The 15,475-nt window shown below is 51.6% G+C and carries 12 protein-coding genes and 2 pseudogenes; 9 read left to right on the forward strand and 5 right to left on the reverse strand.

Features of this window, described 5'->3' with window-relative positions:
* Positions 1 to 87: 87 nt before the first annotated feature.
* From ACFEMD_RS19285 to ACFEMD_RS19310, 6 genes and pseudogenes are all read left to right on the forward strand, one after another.
* The gene (locus ACFEMD_RS19285) at positions 88 to 1,092 is read left to right on the forward strand and encodes a Bug family tripartite tricarboxylate transporter substrate binding protein (RefSeq protein WP_394742909.1); all 1,005 of its coding nucleotides are present in this window, start codon (positions 88 to 90) and stop codon (positions 1,090 to 1,092) included.
* A gap of 95 nt (positions 1,093 to 1,187) precedes the next feature.
* Complete coding sequence (locus ACFEMD_RS19290) at positions 1,188 to 1,709, forward strand: tripartite tricarboxylate transporter TctB family protein (RefSeq protein WP_394742910.1); 522 nt, start codon at positions 1,188 to 1,190, stop codon at positions 1,707 to 1,709.
* A gap of 84 nt (positions 1,710 to 1,793) precedes the next feature.
* A complete protein-coding gene (locus ACFEMD_RS19295; protein WP_394742911.1) occupies positions 1,794 to 3,305 on the forward strand; it encodes a tripartite tricarboxylate transporter permease in 1,512 nt (503 codons plus the stop codon).
* A 482-nt stretch (positions 3,306 to 3,787) separates the two neighbouring features.
* A complete protein-coding gene (locus tag ACFEMD_RS19300; protein ID WP_394742912.1) occupies positions 3,788 to 5,092 on the forward strand; it encodes an MFS transporter in 1,305 nt (434 codons plus the stop codon).
* Positions 5,093 to 5,243: 151 nt separating this feature from the next.
* Positions 5,244 to 5,879: pseudogene (locus ACFEMD_RS19305) on the forward strand (IS6 family transposase).
* Positions 5,880 to 5,889: 10 nt separating this feature from the next.
* A pseudogene (locus ACFEMD_RS19310) lies at positions 5,890 to 6,410 on the forward strand (DDE-type integrase/transposase/recombinase); the annotation flags it as partial.
* Positions 6,411 to 7,525: 1,115 nt separating this feature from the next.
* Here ACFEMD_RS19310 and ACFEMD_RS19315 read toward each other — a convergent pair.
* Positions 7,526 to 8,941 (reverse strand): FAD-binding oxidoreductase, encoded by a 1,416-nt coding sequence (locus ACFEMD_RS19315; RefSeq protein ID WP_394742913.1) that lies wholly within the window; start codon positions 8,939 to 8,941, stop codon positions 7,526 to 7,528.
* A 160-nt stretch (positions 8,942 to 9,101) separates the two neighbouring features.
* A complete protein-coding gene (locus ACFEMD_RS19320; RefSeq protein WP_394742914.1) occupies positions 9,102 to 10,094 on the reverse strand; it encodes a bile acid:sodium symporter family protein in 993 nt (330 codons plus the stop codon).
* A 432-nt stretch (positions 10,095 to 10,526) separates the two neighbouring features.
* Here ACFEMD_RS19320 and lrp point away from each other — a divergent pair, with 432 nt between their 5' ends.
* On the forward strand, positions 10,527 to 10,991 hold the full coding sequence (gene lrp / locus ACFEMD_RS19325; protein WP_394742915.1) for an HTH-type transcriptional regulator Lrp: 465 nt from the start codon (positions 10,527 to 10,529) through the stop codon (positions 10,989 to 10,991).
* 193 nt (positions 10,992 to 11,184) lie between these two features.
* Here lrp and ACFEMD_RS22090 read toward each other — a convergent pair whose 3' ends face one another.
* Positions 11,185 to 11,550: a hypothetical protein gene (locus ACFEMD_RS22090; RefSeq protein WP_449560129.1), complete on the reverse strand. Its 366-nt coding sequence runs from the start codon at positions 11,548 to 11,550 to the stop codon at positions 11,185 to 11,187.
* Positions 11,551 to 11,761: 211 nt separating this feature from the next.
* Here ACFEMD_RS22090 and ACFEMD_RS19335 point away from each other — a divergent pair, with 211 nt between their 5' ends.
* On the forward strand, positions 11,762 to 12,466 hold the full coding sequence (locus ACFEMD_RS19335) for a hypothetical protein (protein WP_394742917.1): 705 nt from the start codon (positions 11,762 to 11,764) through the stop codon (positions 12,464 to 12,466).
* Between the two features lie 262 nt (positions 12,467 to 12,728).
* Entirely contained in the window at positions 12,729 to 14,585 is a 1,857-nt protein-coding gene (locus ACFEMD_RS19340; protein WP_394742918.1) for a pentapeptide repeat-containing protein, read from the forward strand.
* A 95-nt stretch (positions 14,586 to 14,680) separates the two neighbouring features.
* On the opposite strand, the gene ACFEMD_RS19345 is transcribed toward ACFEMD_RS19340, so the two are convergent.
* Together ACFEMD_RS19345 and ACFEMD_RS22095 are read right to left on the reverse strand one after the other, a co-directional pair.
* Complete coding sequence (locus tag ACFEMD_RS19345) at positions 14,681 to 14,908, reverse strand: hypothetical protein (protein WP_394742919.1); 228 nt, start codon at positions 14,906 to 14,908, stop codon at positions 14,681 to 14,683.
* Positions 14,909 to 15,074: 166 nt separating this feature from the next.
* A complete protein-coding gene (locus tag ACFEMD_RS22095) occupies positions 15,075 to 15,227 on the reverse strand; it encodes a DUF7837 family putative zinc-binding protein (RefSeq protein ID WP_449560130.1) in 153 nt (50 codons plus the stop codon).
* Positions 15,228 to 15,475: the final 248 nt, after the last annotated feature.

The following is a 15,475-nucleotide window of genomic DNA, read 5'->3' on the forward strand; positions in this document are numbered from 1 at the left end:
ATCTGGGATTCTATAAATAGTTAATTATAAATGCCTGTTCTTCTAACCATGTATTGAGTTATGAAGCCACAGGGACGCCGAGACTTCATGAAAGTTGCAACTGGTAGCGTAATCGGATCTTCGTTGCTCGCAGGGTGTTTAGGAGACAACGGTGCTGGAGACTACCCCCCCTCGACAATGACCTTCGTTAACGCGTATTCCGAAGGAGGCGGTGTGGACACCAATATGAGGGAGATCCAGCCATACCTGGAGGAGGAACTTGACACCAATTTCGATATCGAGTACCGCGACGGTGCCGGGACCCGTGTCGCTGCAAATACCGTCGCTCAAGAACCCGAACTGCACTCGATCGGTGGGACGCTCTCGCCGGCGACACCTGCTGCAGTCGCGATTGATGAATACGAGGGTGATGAGCTGGAATTCACATTGGATGATATCCAACCAGTCGGCACGGTTTCAGAAGAGGCAGCAGTCATTCGTGTCCGGGAAGACGAAGATCGATTCACGACGATCGAAGAACTCGTTGAGTATGGGGAAGATAATCCTGGTGAACTTACTGTCGGGTCTTCCGGACCGACTAATCGAAATGTGCTCTCAATCATTCAGCTAATGGAAGAGACTAATGCTGAATTCCAGATTGTTCCGTACGACGGCGGTGGTCCGACTGAGACAGCCCTTCTTCAGGAGGAAATTGATGTTGCCGCTCGATCCGTCTACAATAGCGCGGACGTCAATGACGAGACTCTGTGCCTCACGATTTATGCCGAAGAGAACCCCGAACCGGACCTTACGGACGACGCTCCGCCAGTCAATGATGCGCTTGGTACGGACATCGACTACGATCCGTCCAACGGAATCCAGTTCTATTTCGTATCCGCAGACGCTGCTGATGAGTATCCGGACCGGTTCGATACAGTTGTTGATGCGCTTGAAGCCGCCACGCAGAATGATGAGTACATCGAAGATCTAGAAGAGATCGGCGAAGAAGGAAAGATCTTCCACAACGGTCCAGATGAGACGGATGAAATTCTGGAAAATGCATATGAAACGTACAGCGAATTTGCACCCCTATTCGACGAATACGTGCAGTAATGATCTGGAGCTCTGATCGCACCATTAGATTCACGTTTCCTAGTCAGTTCCGTGTACTGGATTCGAACGCTCAAACACCATGGTGATGAAAAAATATGGCGACAACTCAATCAGATGAGGACGAAGCGGTTGGAGAAGAGTCTGCACCAGCGACAGCGTTCGTTGCACTTGTCCGACTGGCCTTTCCGACCGCAGCACTGCTTCTGGCGTTGCTCTACGTGGAGAACACCTACGGGCGGATCGGTACTGAGAATCTATACTACCCATACTTCATTGTCGCGCTGATAGTGGTTTTCATCGGATCGGTCTACATTGACGAAATCAAATACCTCTACAATCACAGCGCGGATGACGAGTTCATTGAGAGTATCAAAAAGTCGTATTCGGAGTGGAAACGTTCAATTGGCTTCGTCATCGTTGGTGCCGCGTATATATCGATGATCAACGTGCTCGGATTCTTTGTTTCCTCCTTCCTGGGGATGGTTGCAATCATGTTGATCGGTGGTCTTCGGGATCCGAAAGTGGTTGTTGGGGGTACCGTTGCGACTCTAGTGGGAGTATACGTATTGTTTATAGCTATTATGGGGATGAATCCACCAGAAGGAATGTTAATATGAGATCAGAAACCCATACGGATCACTAATTAAATCAATAATGCAACAACAAGAAAACCATCCTATCAAGATCGGCGGTGAGTCACAATGGCGATAGAGCACATTCCGGAAGCACTGGGTGTGCTGTTAACGGTCGAGAACATCGCATTTATTTGTATCGGTGTAATGTTCGGAATGTTGGCCGGGTCGATCCCCGGATTTACCGGAACAAATACGGTCGCGATCGCGTTGCCATTCACGCTTGGAATGACAGCCGAAATCGCACTGGTGTTCCTAGCAGCCATCTATATTGGAGCAAGTTATGGTGGCGCGATTCCGGCCGTTCTAATCAATACACCAGGTACAGCTGGCGCAACAGCGACGGTGCTTGACGCTTATCCAATGTCTCAAAAAGGACAGGCATCAAAAGCTCTTGGAATATCGATCTTGGCCAGTGTTATTGGTGGATTCTTTGCCGCCTTCATTGTCCTCCTACTCTTGGGCCCAATTGGCGACTTCGCTTTCATGTTCACGAATCGCGAGGTGTTTGTCCTCGGATTATTCGGGCTCGCAGCCGTTGCTGTAGCGATTGGAGATAACTTCAGAAAAGGGTTAGTCTCCGGCTTCGCGGGGCTATTGATTGCCGCGATGCCTGTTGATCCGACGACTGGGCAGCGACGACTCGATTTCGGGTTCTTCGAGCTGTATGATGAAGTTCCATTCGTTCCGGTCGTCGTTGGATTGTTCGCTATTTCCGAACTATTCTATCTTATTAACAAGAAAGCGATAAGCGAAGATACGGAACTTGACACCTCGTACGGGCAGATTATTGAGGGGTTCAAATACGTAATCTCCAAGCCTATTGACCTCGCACGAGCGATGATCATCGGCCTCAGTATCGGGTCAATGCCGGGTGCCGGAACTTCCGTAGCCAACTTCGTCAGCTGGGGGACAGCGAAGTCAATGTCCGAAAAGCCTGAACAGTTTGGTGAGGGTAATCCTGAGGGTGTCATCGCCTCAGAAGGTTCTAACAGTGCAGTCACGGCTGGATCGCTCGTTCCCACGCTCGCTCTTGGTATCCCTGGGAGTGGGACGACTGCAGTTATGCTCGCTGCACTCCTCCTCCACGGTGTACGACCCGGGCCAGAGTTCATGCAGGACTTCGCACTTGAGGCTAATATTATCATCCTCTCGCTGTTCATTGCGAACATTGTCTTGCTTATATTCGCATTCGCCGTCTCGAAGTATCTCGTTCGGGTCGTCACAATGCCCGCGAACGTTATTGTGCCAGCGATACTGGTATTGACTGTTATTGGGGCATATGCAATGCGTAGCAGTGTCTTCGACATCTGGCTAATGTTCCTCTTTGGGATCATTGGATTTGTGATGCGCGAGAACGACTACTCGCTCATTCCGCTGATCCTAGGAGTCATTCTTGGTCCGATTATCGAAGGTGCTTTCCTCCGCAGTATGTTGGTCAGTGGTAACGACCCGACATATTTCTTTGGCAGCGGCCTTGCAATCGCACTCTGGATCGCGCTCGTGCTGACCTTCGTGAGCCGGCCGCTGTACAATATCAGTCGAGGCGTTATTGGGTCTCGAACAAATCTACTCAACTAACTCTCAACGCTCTCGACTGAATTGTTATCGAACTGATCTGAGTGAGTCTCCCAGACGACTTTCGGAAAATCTAATACCGTCTCAGTAGAAAACGTAAAAGATGAATAACGATATGGAAAACCAGATCGCAGTGAACACGTTTACTGGAGTGTTCTTGCTTCTGGCCGGAACGGCGACTATCTTTATGAACGAAAACACAACGGTAGCGCTGATCATTGTCCTCGTTGCGATCTTTTTTCTTACACGTGCGTTCGCACAGCGGCGAGCAACGGCCGAGTAAGCGGGATAACACAAAAACGATCAGAATAAATTCAGTGAGGATAGTTTACGCACCGGCAATTATCTCTCCATTTATAATATACAATAAAAATATGTGGCAGTATTTTCATTTCGGAGTTAACGCGCGGGCGTGTCGATTCCGATGAATTTAATATCTATAACCGATAGACTGAGTTACTAATCGCGGACGCTTCCGAAAGACAATGTTTGGACTGAGACGCCGAGAATTGTTCTTCGCAACAGTCATATCGTCTGTACATGCTGCTCAGCACGTTTTTTACCGTCTTGTCCCACCACTGATACCTATTCTCGCAATTGACATTGATGCACTGCTCTGGCAGCTCGGTCTGCTCGTGAGTATTTTCATGTTTGTCGGTGGTCTCTTCCAAGCACCGTTTGGTATCCTTGCAGACCGTGTTAATCGACACTACATTGCTAGCATCTCGATTGGTACAATGGCTACCGGGTACGTGATTTTCTCGCTCTCGCCGATACTTGGTGCAGAACTCCCGCCAATTGAATTGCTTGGTGACGTATTTACCGGTCCATTTCAGCTCATGGCATTGGCAATGGTTGTTGCCGGGATCGGATACAGTGGAATCCACCCGGTTGGCTATCCGTTGATCACTGCCAATATCTCGCCGGAAAACAAGGGAAAAGTCCTCGGAATGTGGGGCAGTGCATCTAAGATTGGTGATGCCCTCGCTCCACTTTTCGTTGGTGTTTTTATATTGTTTACCTCTTGGGAATTAATCCTCCTATATATTGCTCTGTTTGGATATGGGTATGCTATCTGGCTGTTCATATATCTCCACAACTCCCAGTTCGATACCCAGCCGCCGTTGAGCAACAAAACTAATCCGAGTGGTGGTATCGTAAGAGAACTTTTACGAACAGATTCACGTGAATTTTTGTTTCCAGTCGCGATATTGCTCATCTTCTTTTTTGCAATCCTGTTCGCTGGAAACGGGTTGTTGGCGTTTGCGCCGGCGTTCGTTGCGGACGTGTATGGCATCACCTTCTCAATAGCCGGGGTTACGTTTCAGACTGAATCAACTGCAAATTTCTACTTCGCACTTCTCTTACTCAGTGCGATGGTTTCACAGCTCGTAACCGGTATTCTCACCGATTGGTTCGATTCTCGGACTGTGATCGTCCTGCTCTTGGCTGTTTCAACAATTTGTTTTGTGACATTGGCTGTTTTCACCTTATCACCAATTATCCTTGCGTTCGTATTTATCGTCCTCGGTGGTAGTCTATACGGCCTCAACCCAGTGCGCGATGCCCTCATCAGCGATGTCTCACGGCCGGAATACGAAGGACGAACATTCGGCTATGTGTACACTGTCGCACTTATAACAAGTTCGATATTTCCGACAATCATTGGATACCTGAGCGATATCATCGGCATTCAATCAAGTTTTGCCCTTTTAGCAGTCGGAACTTTGCTCGGGCTTGCAGTTATCCTCCTACTATACAGCCCCCGGATATATAAACAGAGAAATTAATTATCGCACACACTACTACCTATAGTATGTGTTAGAATTTTTGCTCAAACGGCACTAGTTATAGTGTGGTGCTATTTCGTTAAGGGTGAAAAGTGAGGGTGGTGTTCAAATAAGGTTGAAGGAGCGAGGCGTGACGTTTTCAAATTGTTCTATGCCCGAAAACGCACGCCTCAGTTCTAGTACCGGCCAGCTCGACTTGGATTTTGTGGAGCGAGAGGCAACACCGCGTCTGTTGATGAAGCTCAGTATTCAGCTCCATCTTGTTGGTCTTTCGCTTTCGAATACTGTTCGAATTATCGAGTTGTTCGGTGTTGACCGAGCTCGCTCGACGGTGCATAACTGGGTCCACAAAGCCGATCTACAGCCAGAGTCTGGTCAGTGCCCGGATCACGTCGCGGTTGATGAGATCGTGAGCCAACTCAACGACGAGCAGTACTGGCTGTACGCAGCGGTCGATCCCTCATCGGATGAATAACTCCACACAGGGCTTGAAACGACGAGAACCAAAGTAACCGCCAGTTCGTTTATCGCGGAATTGCGTGAGAAACACGACGTCGACGACGCCGTGTTTCTCGTTGACGGCGACAAAGCACTGAACTACGCGTGCCAACGACACGGTCTCCATTTCAGATACGAACGCCACGGAAATCGGAACAGCGTCAAACGTGTCTTTCGAGAGGTAAAGCGACGAATATCCTCGTTCTCAAACTGTTTTAGCAACGCAAACGCGGAAACGACTAATGAGTGGCTCAGATCGTTCGCCTTTGCGTGGAATCAGCTTATCTGAACACGATGGAGAGACACAAGAGACTCTTCGATTGGTCGGCATATAGTGTTCTCATCAAGCAATCTGGCTGGGTACATCGGTTGGCTGACACTGTTCTAGACCCGCCGATGACGAAGCCGTCACGGGCCGCCATTGATGAGACTTTGTCAAGATCAATGGGATGTGGTCTTGGGTACACGATGCAATAGATCTCGAGTTGCGGCTAGTACTTGACGTCGCAGTGTTCGGACAATAAGGTACCGGTCCAGTCGCTGCGTTCCTGCATCGACTTATTGAGAAACACGATCTCTCCGAGGCTGTATTTCTCGTCAATGGTTACGGCTATCTGACTGCTCTCTCTCGGTTAGGATTAGATGGGTAACCAGCTATATTACCGAAACCCCATCGAAAAATAGGTTTCACAAATTGAAGATACGGGTTACCGCTTCCACAACCCGTGGCTGGGCAGTCGGACCAATCCCAGAAAACTTTCTTGAACCATTCGCACACTATTATAACATACAGTGGCCAAATCAGCCACTTAGTGGATAGGAGCCGACGGTGGTGCTAAACGAGACAGTGCCGTTTCTACCGGAGTTGCTTATAGACGTAACTCCCCATAACTTACCAGTGTGGCGTCCTGCGGATACACGATGGCATCACCAGATGGCCAGCAGTCGTTATCGGCGATCGGATGTGACGCGTGCCAGTCTGCCGTCCAGTCTGGTGGACAGCAAGAGGTGTCGTTTCTCCTCTTGGATCAGCTTACGATCCCTGTCCTCAGCTGCGATGAGCACCTCGAGCAGTTCTCTTCGATCTGTGGATTGACGTCCACGGACACGGCTGATCTCCTGCATCATCGACCGGCTGGTGGTGTGTCATGTCCCAGTTGCCGTCTCGCCCCATACAATTCGTCGCATCCATTGGTCCAAGTCCAGGACGGGGTCATCCTCCCGGTGGCGTGTCCGAAGCACCAGTCCGAGATCGTGCAGCGATTCTATACAGGGATCCAGACACAGCACCAGCTAACAGCCAGCCTCGATACTACCTCCGTGTGACGCCCGAGGGTTTCACCATCCCCGTCGAAGGTTAGACCAAACGGAAGCCAGCCGTGATGAATCCCATCCTCGAACAATCCGGAGAACCGCTCGTGGTCGTCACTCGCTTCGGATTGACCGGGACCGGCGTACCGATCAGCGTCGTTTGCTGCTGACTCGAGCTTAGATCGGATTATTTTGCGGCGATTTCCGTTCGTGTCTGGAAGCCGCTCTCCGAATCAATTGATACACCCGGGCTGTCCAGGGTAGGTCACCCCCCAGGCTTCGGCATCGTTCTCGAGCTTCTGTTAACCAACAGCTGAGAAGAATAGTAGTTCTTTGTTGGTTAAGATGGCGGTGTTGTGTATTTCGGTTGTGCGGTAGTAGACACCCTGTCAATAACGGTGATGGACTAAAATCGTAGGCGTCAATGCTGCCGGACAGTCGCCGACAGCTCGAGGGCGCCAATTGACCAAAACGATGTGGTCAAGCGTCTGCGTTTTCCGCCTCGACGGGAGTTACGATTCGCCAATCTGTTTGAGGAGCTTTTGGGCCCAGTCCGGGGTGTGTTCCGCGAAGGCCGGACGCTAATGTGCGATCTGAAGGTGACGACCTTCTAAATCAATCATGCTATGTATTGCGTTCCGGTTGGCTGGACTCTTTCTGCTCTGGTAGAATCTTTCCGGGGTTGAGTATACCATTGGGATCGAACACCTGCTTAATCGACCGCATCGTGTCGACTGCGGCTTCTCCATGTTCAACTGCAAGATATTCTTGCTTACCGACCCCAACACCATGTTCGCCGGTTGCAGTCCCGCCCATTTCGATTGCCCGTTCGATGATTTGTTTTGAAATCTGTTCTCCTTGTTCGACCATCTCCGGGTCGTCAGTATCTACCATCACAAAATAATGGAGATTGCCATCTCCTGCGTGGCCAAAGCAAGGGATCATGAAGTCGTGTTCGTCCCCTAGATCTTTTACGTACCGTACTATCTCAGGGTACTTGCTGATCGGCACAGTCACGTCACCAGGCGTGAGGAAGGAAAGATTCGAGTCAAACGGTTCGACGACATCCGCGAGTTCGCGTCGTGCCTCCCAAAGATTCTCCATTTCCGTACCACTCTCAGCAACCTCGAACTCGGTAACACCATGCGCTTCGAAGATCGTCTGACAGAACTCTACTTCGGACTCGATATCATGGTTCGCATGGAATTCGAGGAAGACTATCGGCGAATTCGGCAACCCAGTATCTAAACTTGCATTTGCGATCTCTGCACTAATCGAATCGATCAGTTCGATCTTGGCAACGTCGACACCTGATCGAATAGTATCGAAGATAGCATCGGCAGCATCGCCGAGATCGGCAAACGTTGCACGCCCACCCCAGATCTGTTCCGGACGGCCTGCCAATTTCAGCGTTACTCGAGTGATGACCGCGAGTGTCCCTTCACTCCCTACAAGCAAGTCCAGCAAATTATACCCGGCTGATGTCTTTTCCGCCTTACTCCCTGCAGTTATCACTTCACCCGATGGCAGAACAGCTTCCACCTCGAGAACCCAATCTGCAACTTCGCCGTACTTTACGGTCTTCATGCCTGATGCGTCGTTGGCAAGCATCCCCCCGATCGTCGAAATTTTTCCTGACGAAGGGAGCGACGGCAAAATGAGGCCGTGTTTGCCGACTGCTTCGTTGATTTCATCGCCGTAAATTCCCGGCCCAACATCGATCTGAAGATCGTCGGGCCGAATTTCGTGGATCTCGTTCATCCGGGTCAGATCCAGGCTAATGCCCTTTTCCAGTGGGACGGCATTGCCCTCGAGGCTCGTTCCTGCTGCGTATGGGGTGACTGAAATCTTCTTCTCGTTGGCCCAAGAGAGGACGGCGGCCACGTCTGCGGTGCTCTCTGGCCAAACGACGACATCCGGATACACAGCGTCTTCTTCACTGGTTCCCCAGTCTGCAGACCGTTCGTGTCGGTCCGCCTCCGTGAATGAGATTTGATCTGAATTCAGTACCGAAGAGAGACCTTCGAGCTCGATTGACATGGATTGGCAATTGGTGGAAAGTCAATTAAACATATGGATTTCAGAACTCTCAGTCTCGATCTACTCGCCAATTATGCAATCCACTGTACGAGCGAAGGCTGGTGGCGTCTTATCGACTGACCTGTCGAGAAGGTAGGTCAGTATTCAGGGAGTGGTGATATTAGTCGCTAATCGACTGAGTTGGCTCTGCTGATTCATCAATGGGTTCGTCATCTTGGCTTGCAAAGTAGGTCGCCAGCACAGGGCCAGTGAGTTGATGGAGGACAACCGCAAGGGCAGGTACTAGTGAAGCTAGAGGGGAGAAAAAGGCAGCAGCGATGGCAACAGCCAGTGCACTATTTTGCATCCCAACCTCGAACGAGCAAGCACGTGACCGATCGTCCGCCATTCCGAACACGTACCCCGTTCCGTAGCCCGCAGAAAGACCGATCATATTGTGGAGAAGCACTGCCACCAGGACAACAGCACTGGCAGTGAGGATATTTTCAACGTTGGCACCGACAACTGCTGCAACGATCGCAACGATAGCTATCACACTCACTGCGGGGAATATCGTTAATCCTGCCTTCGCTGCAGTTGGTGCGCGTCGGTCGAGAACCCGTCGTAGTGTGAACCCGAGAACGACAGGAATGACGACGATCAGAACGATCTCCTGGAACATTTCTGCAAACGTCACTTGGATCTGCTCCCCAGCGAACAAGATTACCCAGGCTGGCATTACGAGCGGTGCTGCGAGCGTCGTCACGGACGTTATTGTTACCGAGAGGGCGACGTCGCCCTTTCCGAGATAGGTATAGACGTTCGATGCCGTCCCACCTGGTGCTGCCCCGAGAAGGATCAGTCCGATCCCGATCTCTGCTGGTAGTGAGAGTACGACAACAAGCGTATACGCTGCAGTTGGCATGATCAGCCACTGTGCTGCTGCCCCCAAGAGAACGTCTCGTGGCCGCTCGAGAATGCGCTTGAAATCCTTTGTCGTAAGCGTCAGCCCCATTCCCAGCATCACGACCCCAAGTAAGAGTGAAACGTAGTCACCAATCCACACAAAGCTCTCTGGACTGAGGAAGGAAATGACGACCGCGATCACGACCCATAAGACGAAATATTTACTCACAAACCGGCTGATCCGCTTCATTGTGTCAAGCGATGACATCCTACTCGTATAGCACAAGGAGGATCATTTATAATTGTCGAAGCTGCGATTTTCTGCCACAGAGACACTCCTTCGAGACGATTACCCGCACCACTCGTAACACACAGCGAGCACATCACTTGCATAATGGATAGATGGTAGCAGCGTCTTTCGTTCGGCGGATAGAAGCAGTGGGGTGTCCCGATTGCATTGGGTCGGCAAAATATGAATTGAACCTTACTGCTTCGGCATCAACTATGCTAACCTCCATGTGGTTGAAAGAGAAGAGACGGTTCCAAAGGACAGTCATTGCTATGCAACCACTATAGACTGAAATCGTTTGTCTGCAACCCTCATAACCAAGTTCCACTGTTGCTGACCATAGACGGATCTTTCTAAGGAATGATATGGACATTCGTAAAATTTTAGTATCTAGTATCACTGTATTATCTAATGACCTACGAGAATCTGGATACGGAGTTAGTCAATAAGCTACTTGGAGATGGACGCGCCAGCCTGCGGAGTCTTGCTGAGGATCTCGATGTGTCTGTGACGACGGTCTCAAACCATCTCTCTGACCTCGAGGAGGAAGGTGTCATCCGAGGATACACGCCGATCATCGACTACGATGCTGCCGGGTACGACGTAACAGCAGTAATGCAGCTCAAAGTCGAAGGCGATGCACTCGGTGAAATTACGGAGACGCTGCGCGACCACGACCAGATGATGTCTGTCTACGAAGTGACCGGTGACTACGACATCATCGCACTCGGGAAATTCAAAGACACCGATGACATGAACGATCAGATCAAGGCCCTGGTGACAGATCCTGATATCAAGCAGTCGAACACGAGTATCGTTCTGAATAGTGTTGCCGAGAACGAGCAGTTTGAGCTCGAGACCGCAGCTGACGACTGAGGTAGAGGGCCGGCGGCCATCAGGACACAGTGAGACTTAGGATCGATTACTGCCTGGCCCTTGCAACCGAGGACTGTAGTTGATATCATATTCAGTGCCCGTGAGGCCACTGATAATGTACTAAAGAGGGCGTTTTCGCGAATGGAGAGCGAATTGCTTGAGGAGCTTTGCGGTTGATCCACTAATAGAAGCCTTATCTCCTCGCATTGCATAGATTCATCATGACATCAGTACCGCCCAGCGAGACGAACGGCGCCGGCGTCCGGCTTGTTGAAGCCGTTTCCTCGTGGCCCGGTGTGACCGTCGGCCCCACCGCCTTGGAACGGTCGAATTCACCGTCGACGGGCGCGAAATCGGTCACACACATGGCACTCGCGTCGTCGATATCAACTTCCCAAAGCGCGTCGCGGATCACCTCATCACGACCGGCGAGACAAACGACCACCGCTTCGCCGGCGGCGGTTGGACGAGCTTCGCTATCGATTCGGATGCCGACGTCGATCAGGCGACTCGATTGCTTAGACTCTCGTATACCGCTGGGTGATGCAGACGACAGCATTCGAAGACTACGTGATTGTCGCGGCGTTGAGCCGATTGAATATCGAACTCGGTCCAGTAGCATACGCTGTTAAATCGTGCTAATTCCATCTCCCCTCCTAGAGACTAATTACCATTCAGAAACTAACAACCATATGTTGGAAATTATATTTATCATCTTCTACATTCAATAGATATTCGTCACCTGTTAGTCCGGGCGACGAGGTGTTTCAATGACGGACCCTACTGCCATCGACGAGACAGTACAACGAGTCCTCGACAACTACGCCGACGACGCCTCGAAGTATCAAGAACACGCCGCCAAGTTCCAAAACTTCGATCGCTGGACCGGCCCAGACCCGAAAATAATAATCGCCGATGCAGCCGGATCTGCAACCGGACTCAATTACGAAAACATCGTCAAACCCAACGTTGAATCGTTTCGTGACCAGTTTGTCAATTCGGGTAAGGTACAGTCGCTGGCCGATCTCACCGAGTTGGAACACGATTCTGAGTTCGCCGAGAGTTTCACAATCGGCCATCCAAATATCGTCCACGACGTCGCTGCTGCATTACTCGAGAAGGCAGAGCCAGACGCAGATGATCTAGACCTGCTTCAGACGTGGGCAGCGAACGCTGACCCGAAGCAGTACCAGTCTGATCCGGTTGGAGATGTCCACGGAATTGGCCCCGCTACGTTCCAGTATTTACGGATGATTGCTGGGGCCGACACCGTCAAGCCAGACGTCCAGGTAGAGAAATTCATCACTGAACTCGAGACCGAACATTCCGAGTTCGACGTGGACTCATCCTCGAAACTCGAACTGATCGACTCGTGTCGCTGGCTGGCAACCCATTCGACGTACTCAATGATCGAAATCGATCAGATCGCGTGGTGGACGTTCTCCGAAACCGAATCGCTCTCGAACATGCACTAATCCGGTCTGCCGACTCAGCTGTATCGCTCGTTCGACCGACAGCCATTTCCACGATGATTTAACCATGACTCGAGAATCCCACTGTTCGTACCAGTATCGATCACTGAGTGAGACAGCGCCGGCAGCCGTTGGACCACTTCCCGTTACGGAACCCGATCACTGTCCACATCAGCCCGTCTCCAGCGACGACGATCGCTGCTTGTTCCATACTACAGAGGGCGAGTATCCATCTAGTACGATCACTGATGCGTTTCTCGAAGCAGTGTCCGGACCGGATCAGGAAACGACATTTGCAGGTGGTCGTCTCGAATCAGTAAATCTCTCGGGAACAGTCCTCGAGACTCCCAATGGCGAACCGATCGACCTTCGGGGGGCAACTATCGAGGGCGACCTCAATCTCTCGAATGCGACGGTCAAAGTACCGCTTCTCCTCGGGAATATCGCTATTACAGGCGCGCTTGACGCTCGTGGCGCACGGTTCGAATGTGTAGTTGATCTGGCGGGCGCGAAGATTGGCCGACAGACGCTGCTCTCTCACGCTCAGTTCAATAGTGGCCTGGTCGCTAACGCGCTCGACGCCGGATTCATCGACGCGAGAGACTTCTCGGTAGACGGACCGGCGGTACTCGACGACGCATCGTTCAGTGCCAACGTCAGATTTGCCAGATCGGAGTTCGGCGGTGACCTCTCATGTGAGCGAACTGAATGGCCACCGCTTACTGATTTTGCGATGATTGCAGTCACGGACGAGGCGTCGTTCGCCGACAGTACCGTCAGTGGCGAGTTTCGACTCACTGGGGCATCGTTCGACGGAGACCTTACGCTATCCGGGATCGAAGTTAACGGTGACGTCTCCTGCAGTCACGCAGTCGTCACCGGCTCACTGAACGCATCCCAGGCAACGTTCGGGAACGAGGTGGATTTCGAGGATTTCCGCCACCACGGTACGAACGCTTCATTTGATCAGAGTGCCTTCGAAGGCTACACCTCGTTTTCGTTTGCCAACTTCGAGGACTCGCTCTCGTTCACGGACAGTACATTCGAGGACGAGGTCTGGTTCACGTACGGCACGTTCGAGGAAACCGTCGACTTCGAGGGAGCTCGATTCGAAAATTTGACTCATCTTCGGGATGCTACGTTCGAGAGCAATGTCATCGTTCGAAACGTCTGCTCAAGATCCCAGCTGTTTTTCCACGGCTCGATGATCGACGGCGATCTCGATTCTAGGGAAGCTACGCTCGATCACTTCCAGTTCGGTGCCGAACTCGCCGGCCATGCGGATTTTCGAAGCGTTCGGTTCGACGCACAAGCGGTATTCAAACAGACGGAGTTCGGCGGAACAGCCCGCTTTGACCTCGCTTCGTTCGCCGGCGACCCAGACTTCACTGGATGCCAGTTTTTGTCTGAGGTCTCGTTCGATGAAACAGAATTTCTCGTTCGCCCGACCTTCGATGATGCACGATTCGCGGTCGAACCCGATCTCGATGCCGCGGATTTCTCTCGTTCAATAGAGGGAACAGAGGGTCCCCTGATCGTGGCCCGGCCCGAAGAACTCAACAACGCTAGGGCGACGGTCCCGCTTGATGCTCTCTCGGGAGATATTGCCGTTCCTGCACAGGCAGCACGGCTCATCGAACCGAACGTCCCTCGCACGAAAGCGCTCGTAACCGCTCTCAAAAATCTTGATCACGAGGCTTGGTATGGACTGTTCCATCACAGTCTCAAGCTTGCTCGAACAGCCGCAGTCGAAGTTGATGCTGATGAGACGCCCACTGTATATGTCGTTGGGTTCGCAATAGATGGCGACGCCGAGAAACCAGACGAATTGCTTGAGGAAACGTCACTGATCGCAGCGTACACTATCGTCGAGAAAGACTTTCAAATCGAATTCAGCCACCTAGAGTCCAAATTCGAACAATTCGACCATCTTGTGGCCGTTCCCGGTAGTACCGATGCACTCGAGTCGGACGTTTCTGTGGCGACGCATATCGAGTTTCGGAATGCCATCTTGCGGTGCCTGATGGTACAGATTGCACGGTATAATCATCAGGAGGAAGAGAACACGTTGCAATTCGACTGTCTTCCGGCTATTGTTGGAATCTTCCGCCTCGATACGTAGACTGCCGAGTGCTGTTCCGGCTTGGCGATTACCGGCGATTTCTTTTTGGGCCTAGTGAGGATGGCTCTGCCGTCGGAGCACAGTTGACTTTCGAGTTACGTTTCTGGGTGGTCGTACTGGTGGAACTGGTACTTACCTGTTCGCATCACCCAGTGCCGGTCGTCAAACTCGAGAAGATCGTCATTGCTGACCGCCGTCGAGACGAGGTCTGGGATACTGGTGCTGGTGATACCGCGGTCACGTGCGAGGTCCAAGATTTCCTCGAGAGTGGCACCTGGGTTCTCCGCGACAACCTCCAGGACCTGATCATAATCCTCTGTCATGGATCAGGATATCCGGTACATGGCGATTGCGTCTGCTCCGCAGGTAGGACAGGCTTCAGTGTCCTCACTCACGGAGGTTCCGCAGTTGCGACATTCGTACACGATTTCTGGCTGCTTTGTCCAGGGCAGCAACCGGTCTACACGTTCAAATAGCATGGGGAGGGAGTCACTCCGGGTTTGCGACGTCCCGGCATTCGGGGCACTCGGCGTATACTGCTGGTCCTGTCTCTGTTTCATATTCAACGATCACGTTGGCCGTCGTGATCTCGGCTTGGCAGAACGGGCATGTACCGAGAGATGGAGGGTTCGCCGTGGACATGGGTTGGTAGAGGCGGTGTGTGGAAAGGAGGGAGCGCGTGTGACTTGTAACAGGGTGGTGGTGTGTCCGCTCCCCCTATTTTCAGTATCGTATCCGGATTTGTATATAGGCGGGCCAACCACAGTGAAACTGAAACCCGAGATCTGGCGGCGGGGCTGTCAACGAGCGAGATGGTGTGTGGGGTACTGTTACGTCGAGGACCTCGTTAGCTAACGTTCGCCATCGATTGATTCGGTCTCTGTGGTTTT

Origin of the sequence: Natronococcus roseus (genome assembly GCF_043677095.1) — an archaeon.
Taxonomy (GTDB): Archaea; Halobacteriota; Halobacteria; order Halobacteriales; family Natrialbaceae; genus Natronococcus; species Natronococcus roseus.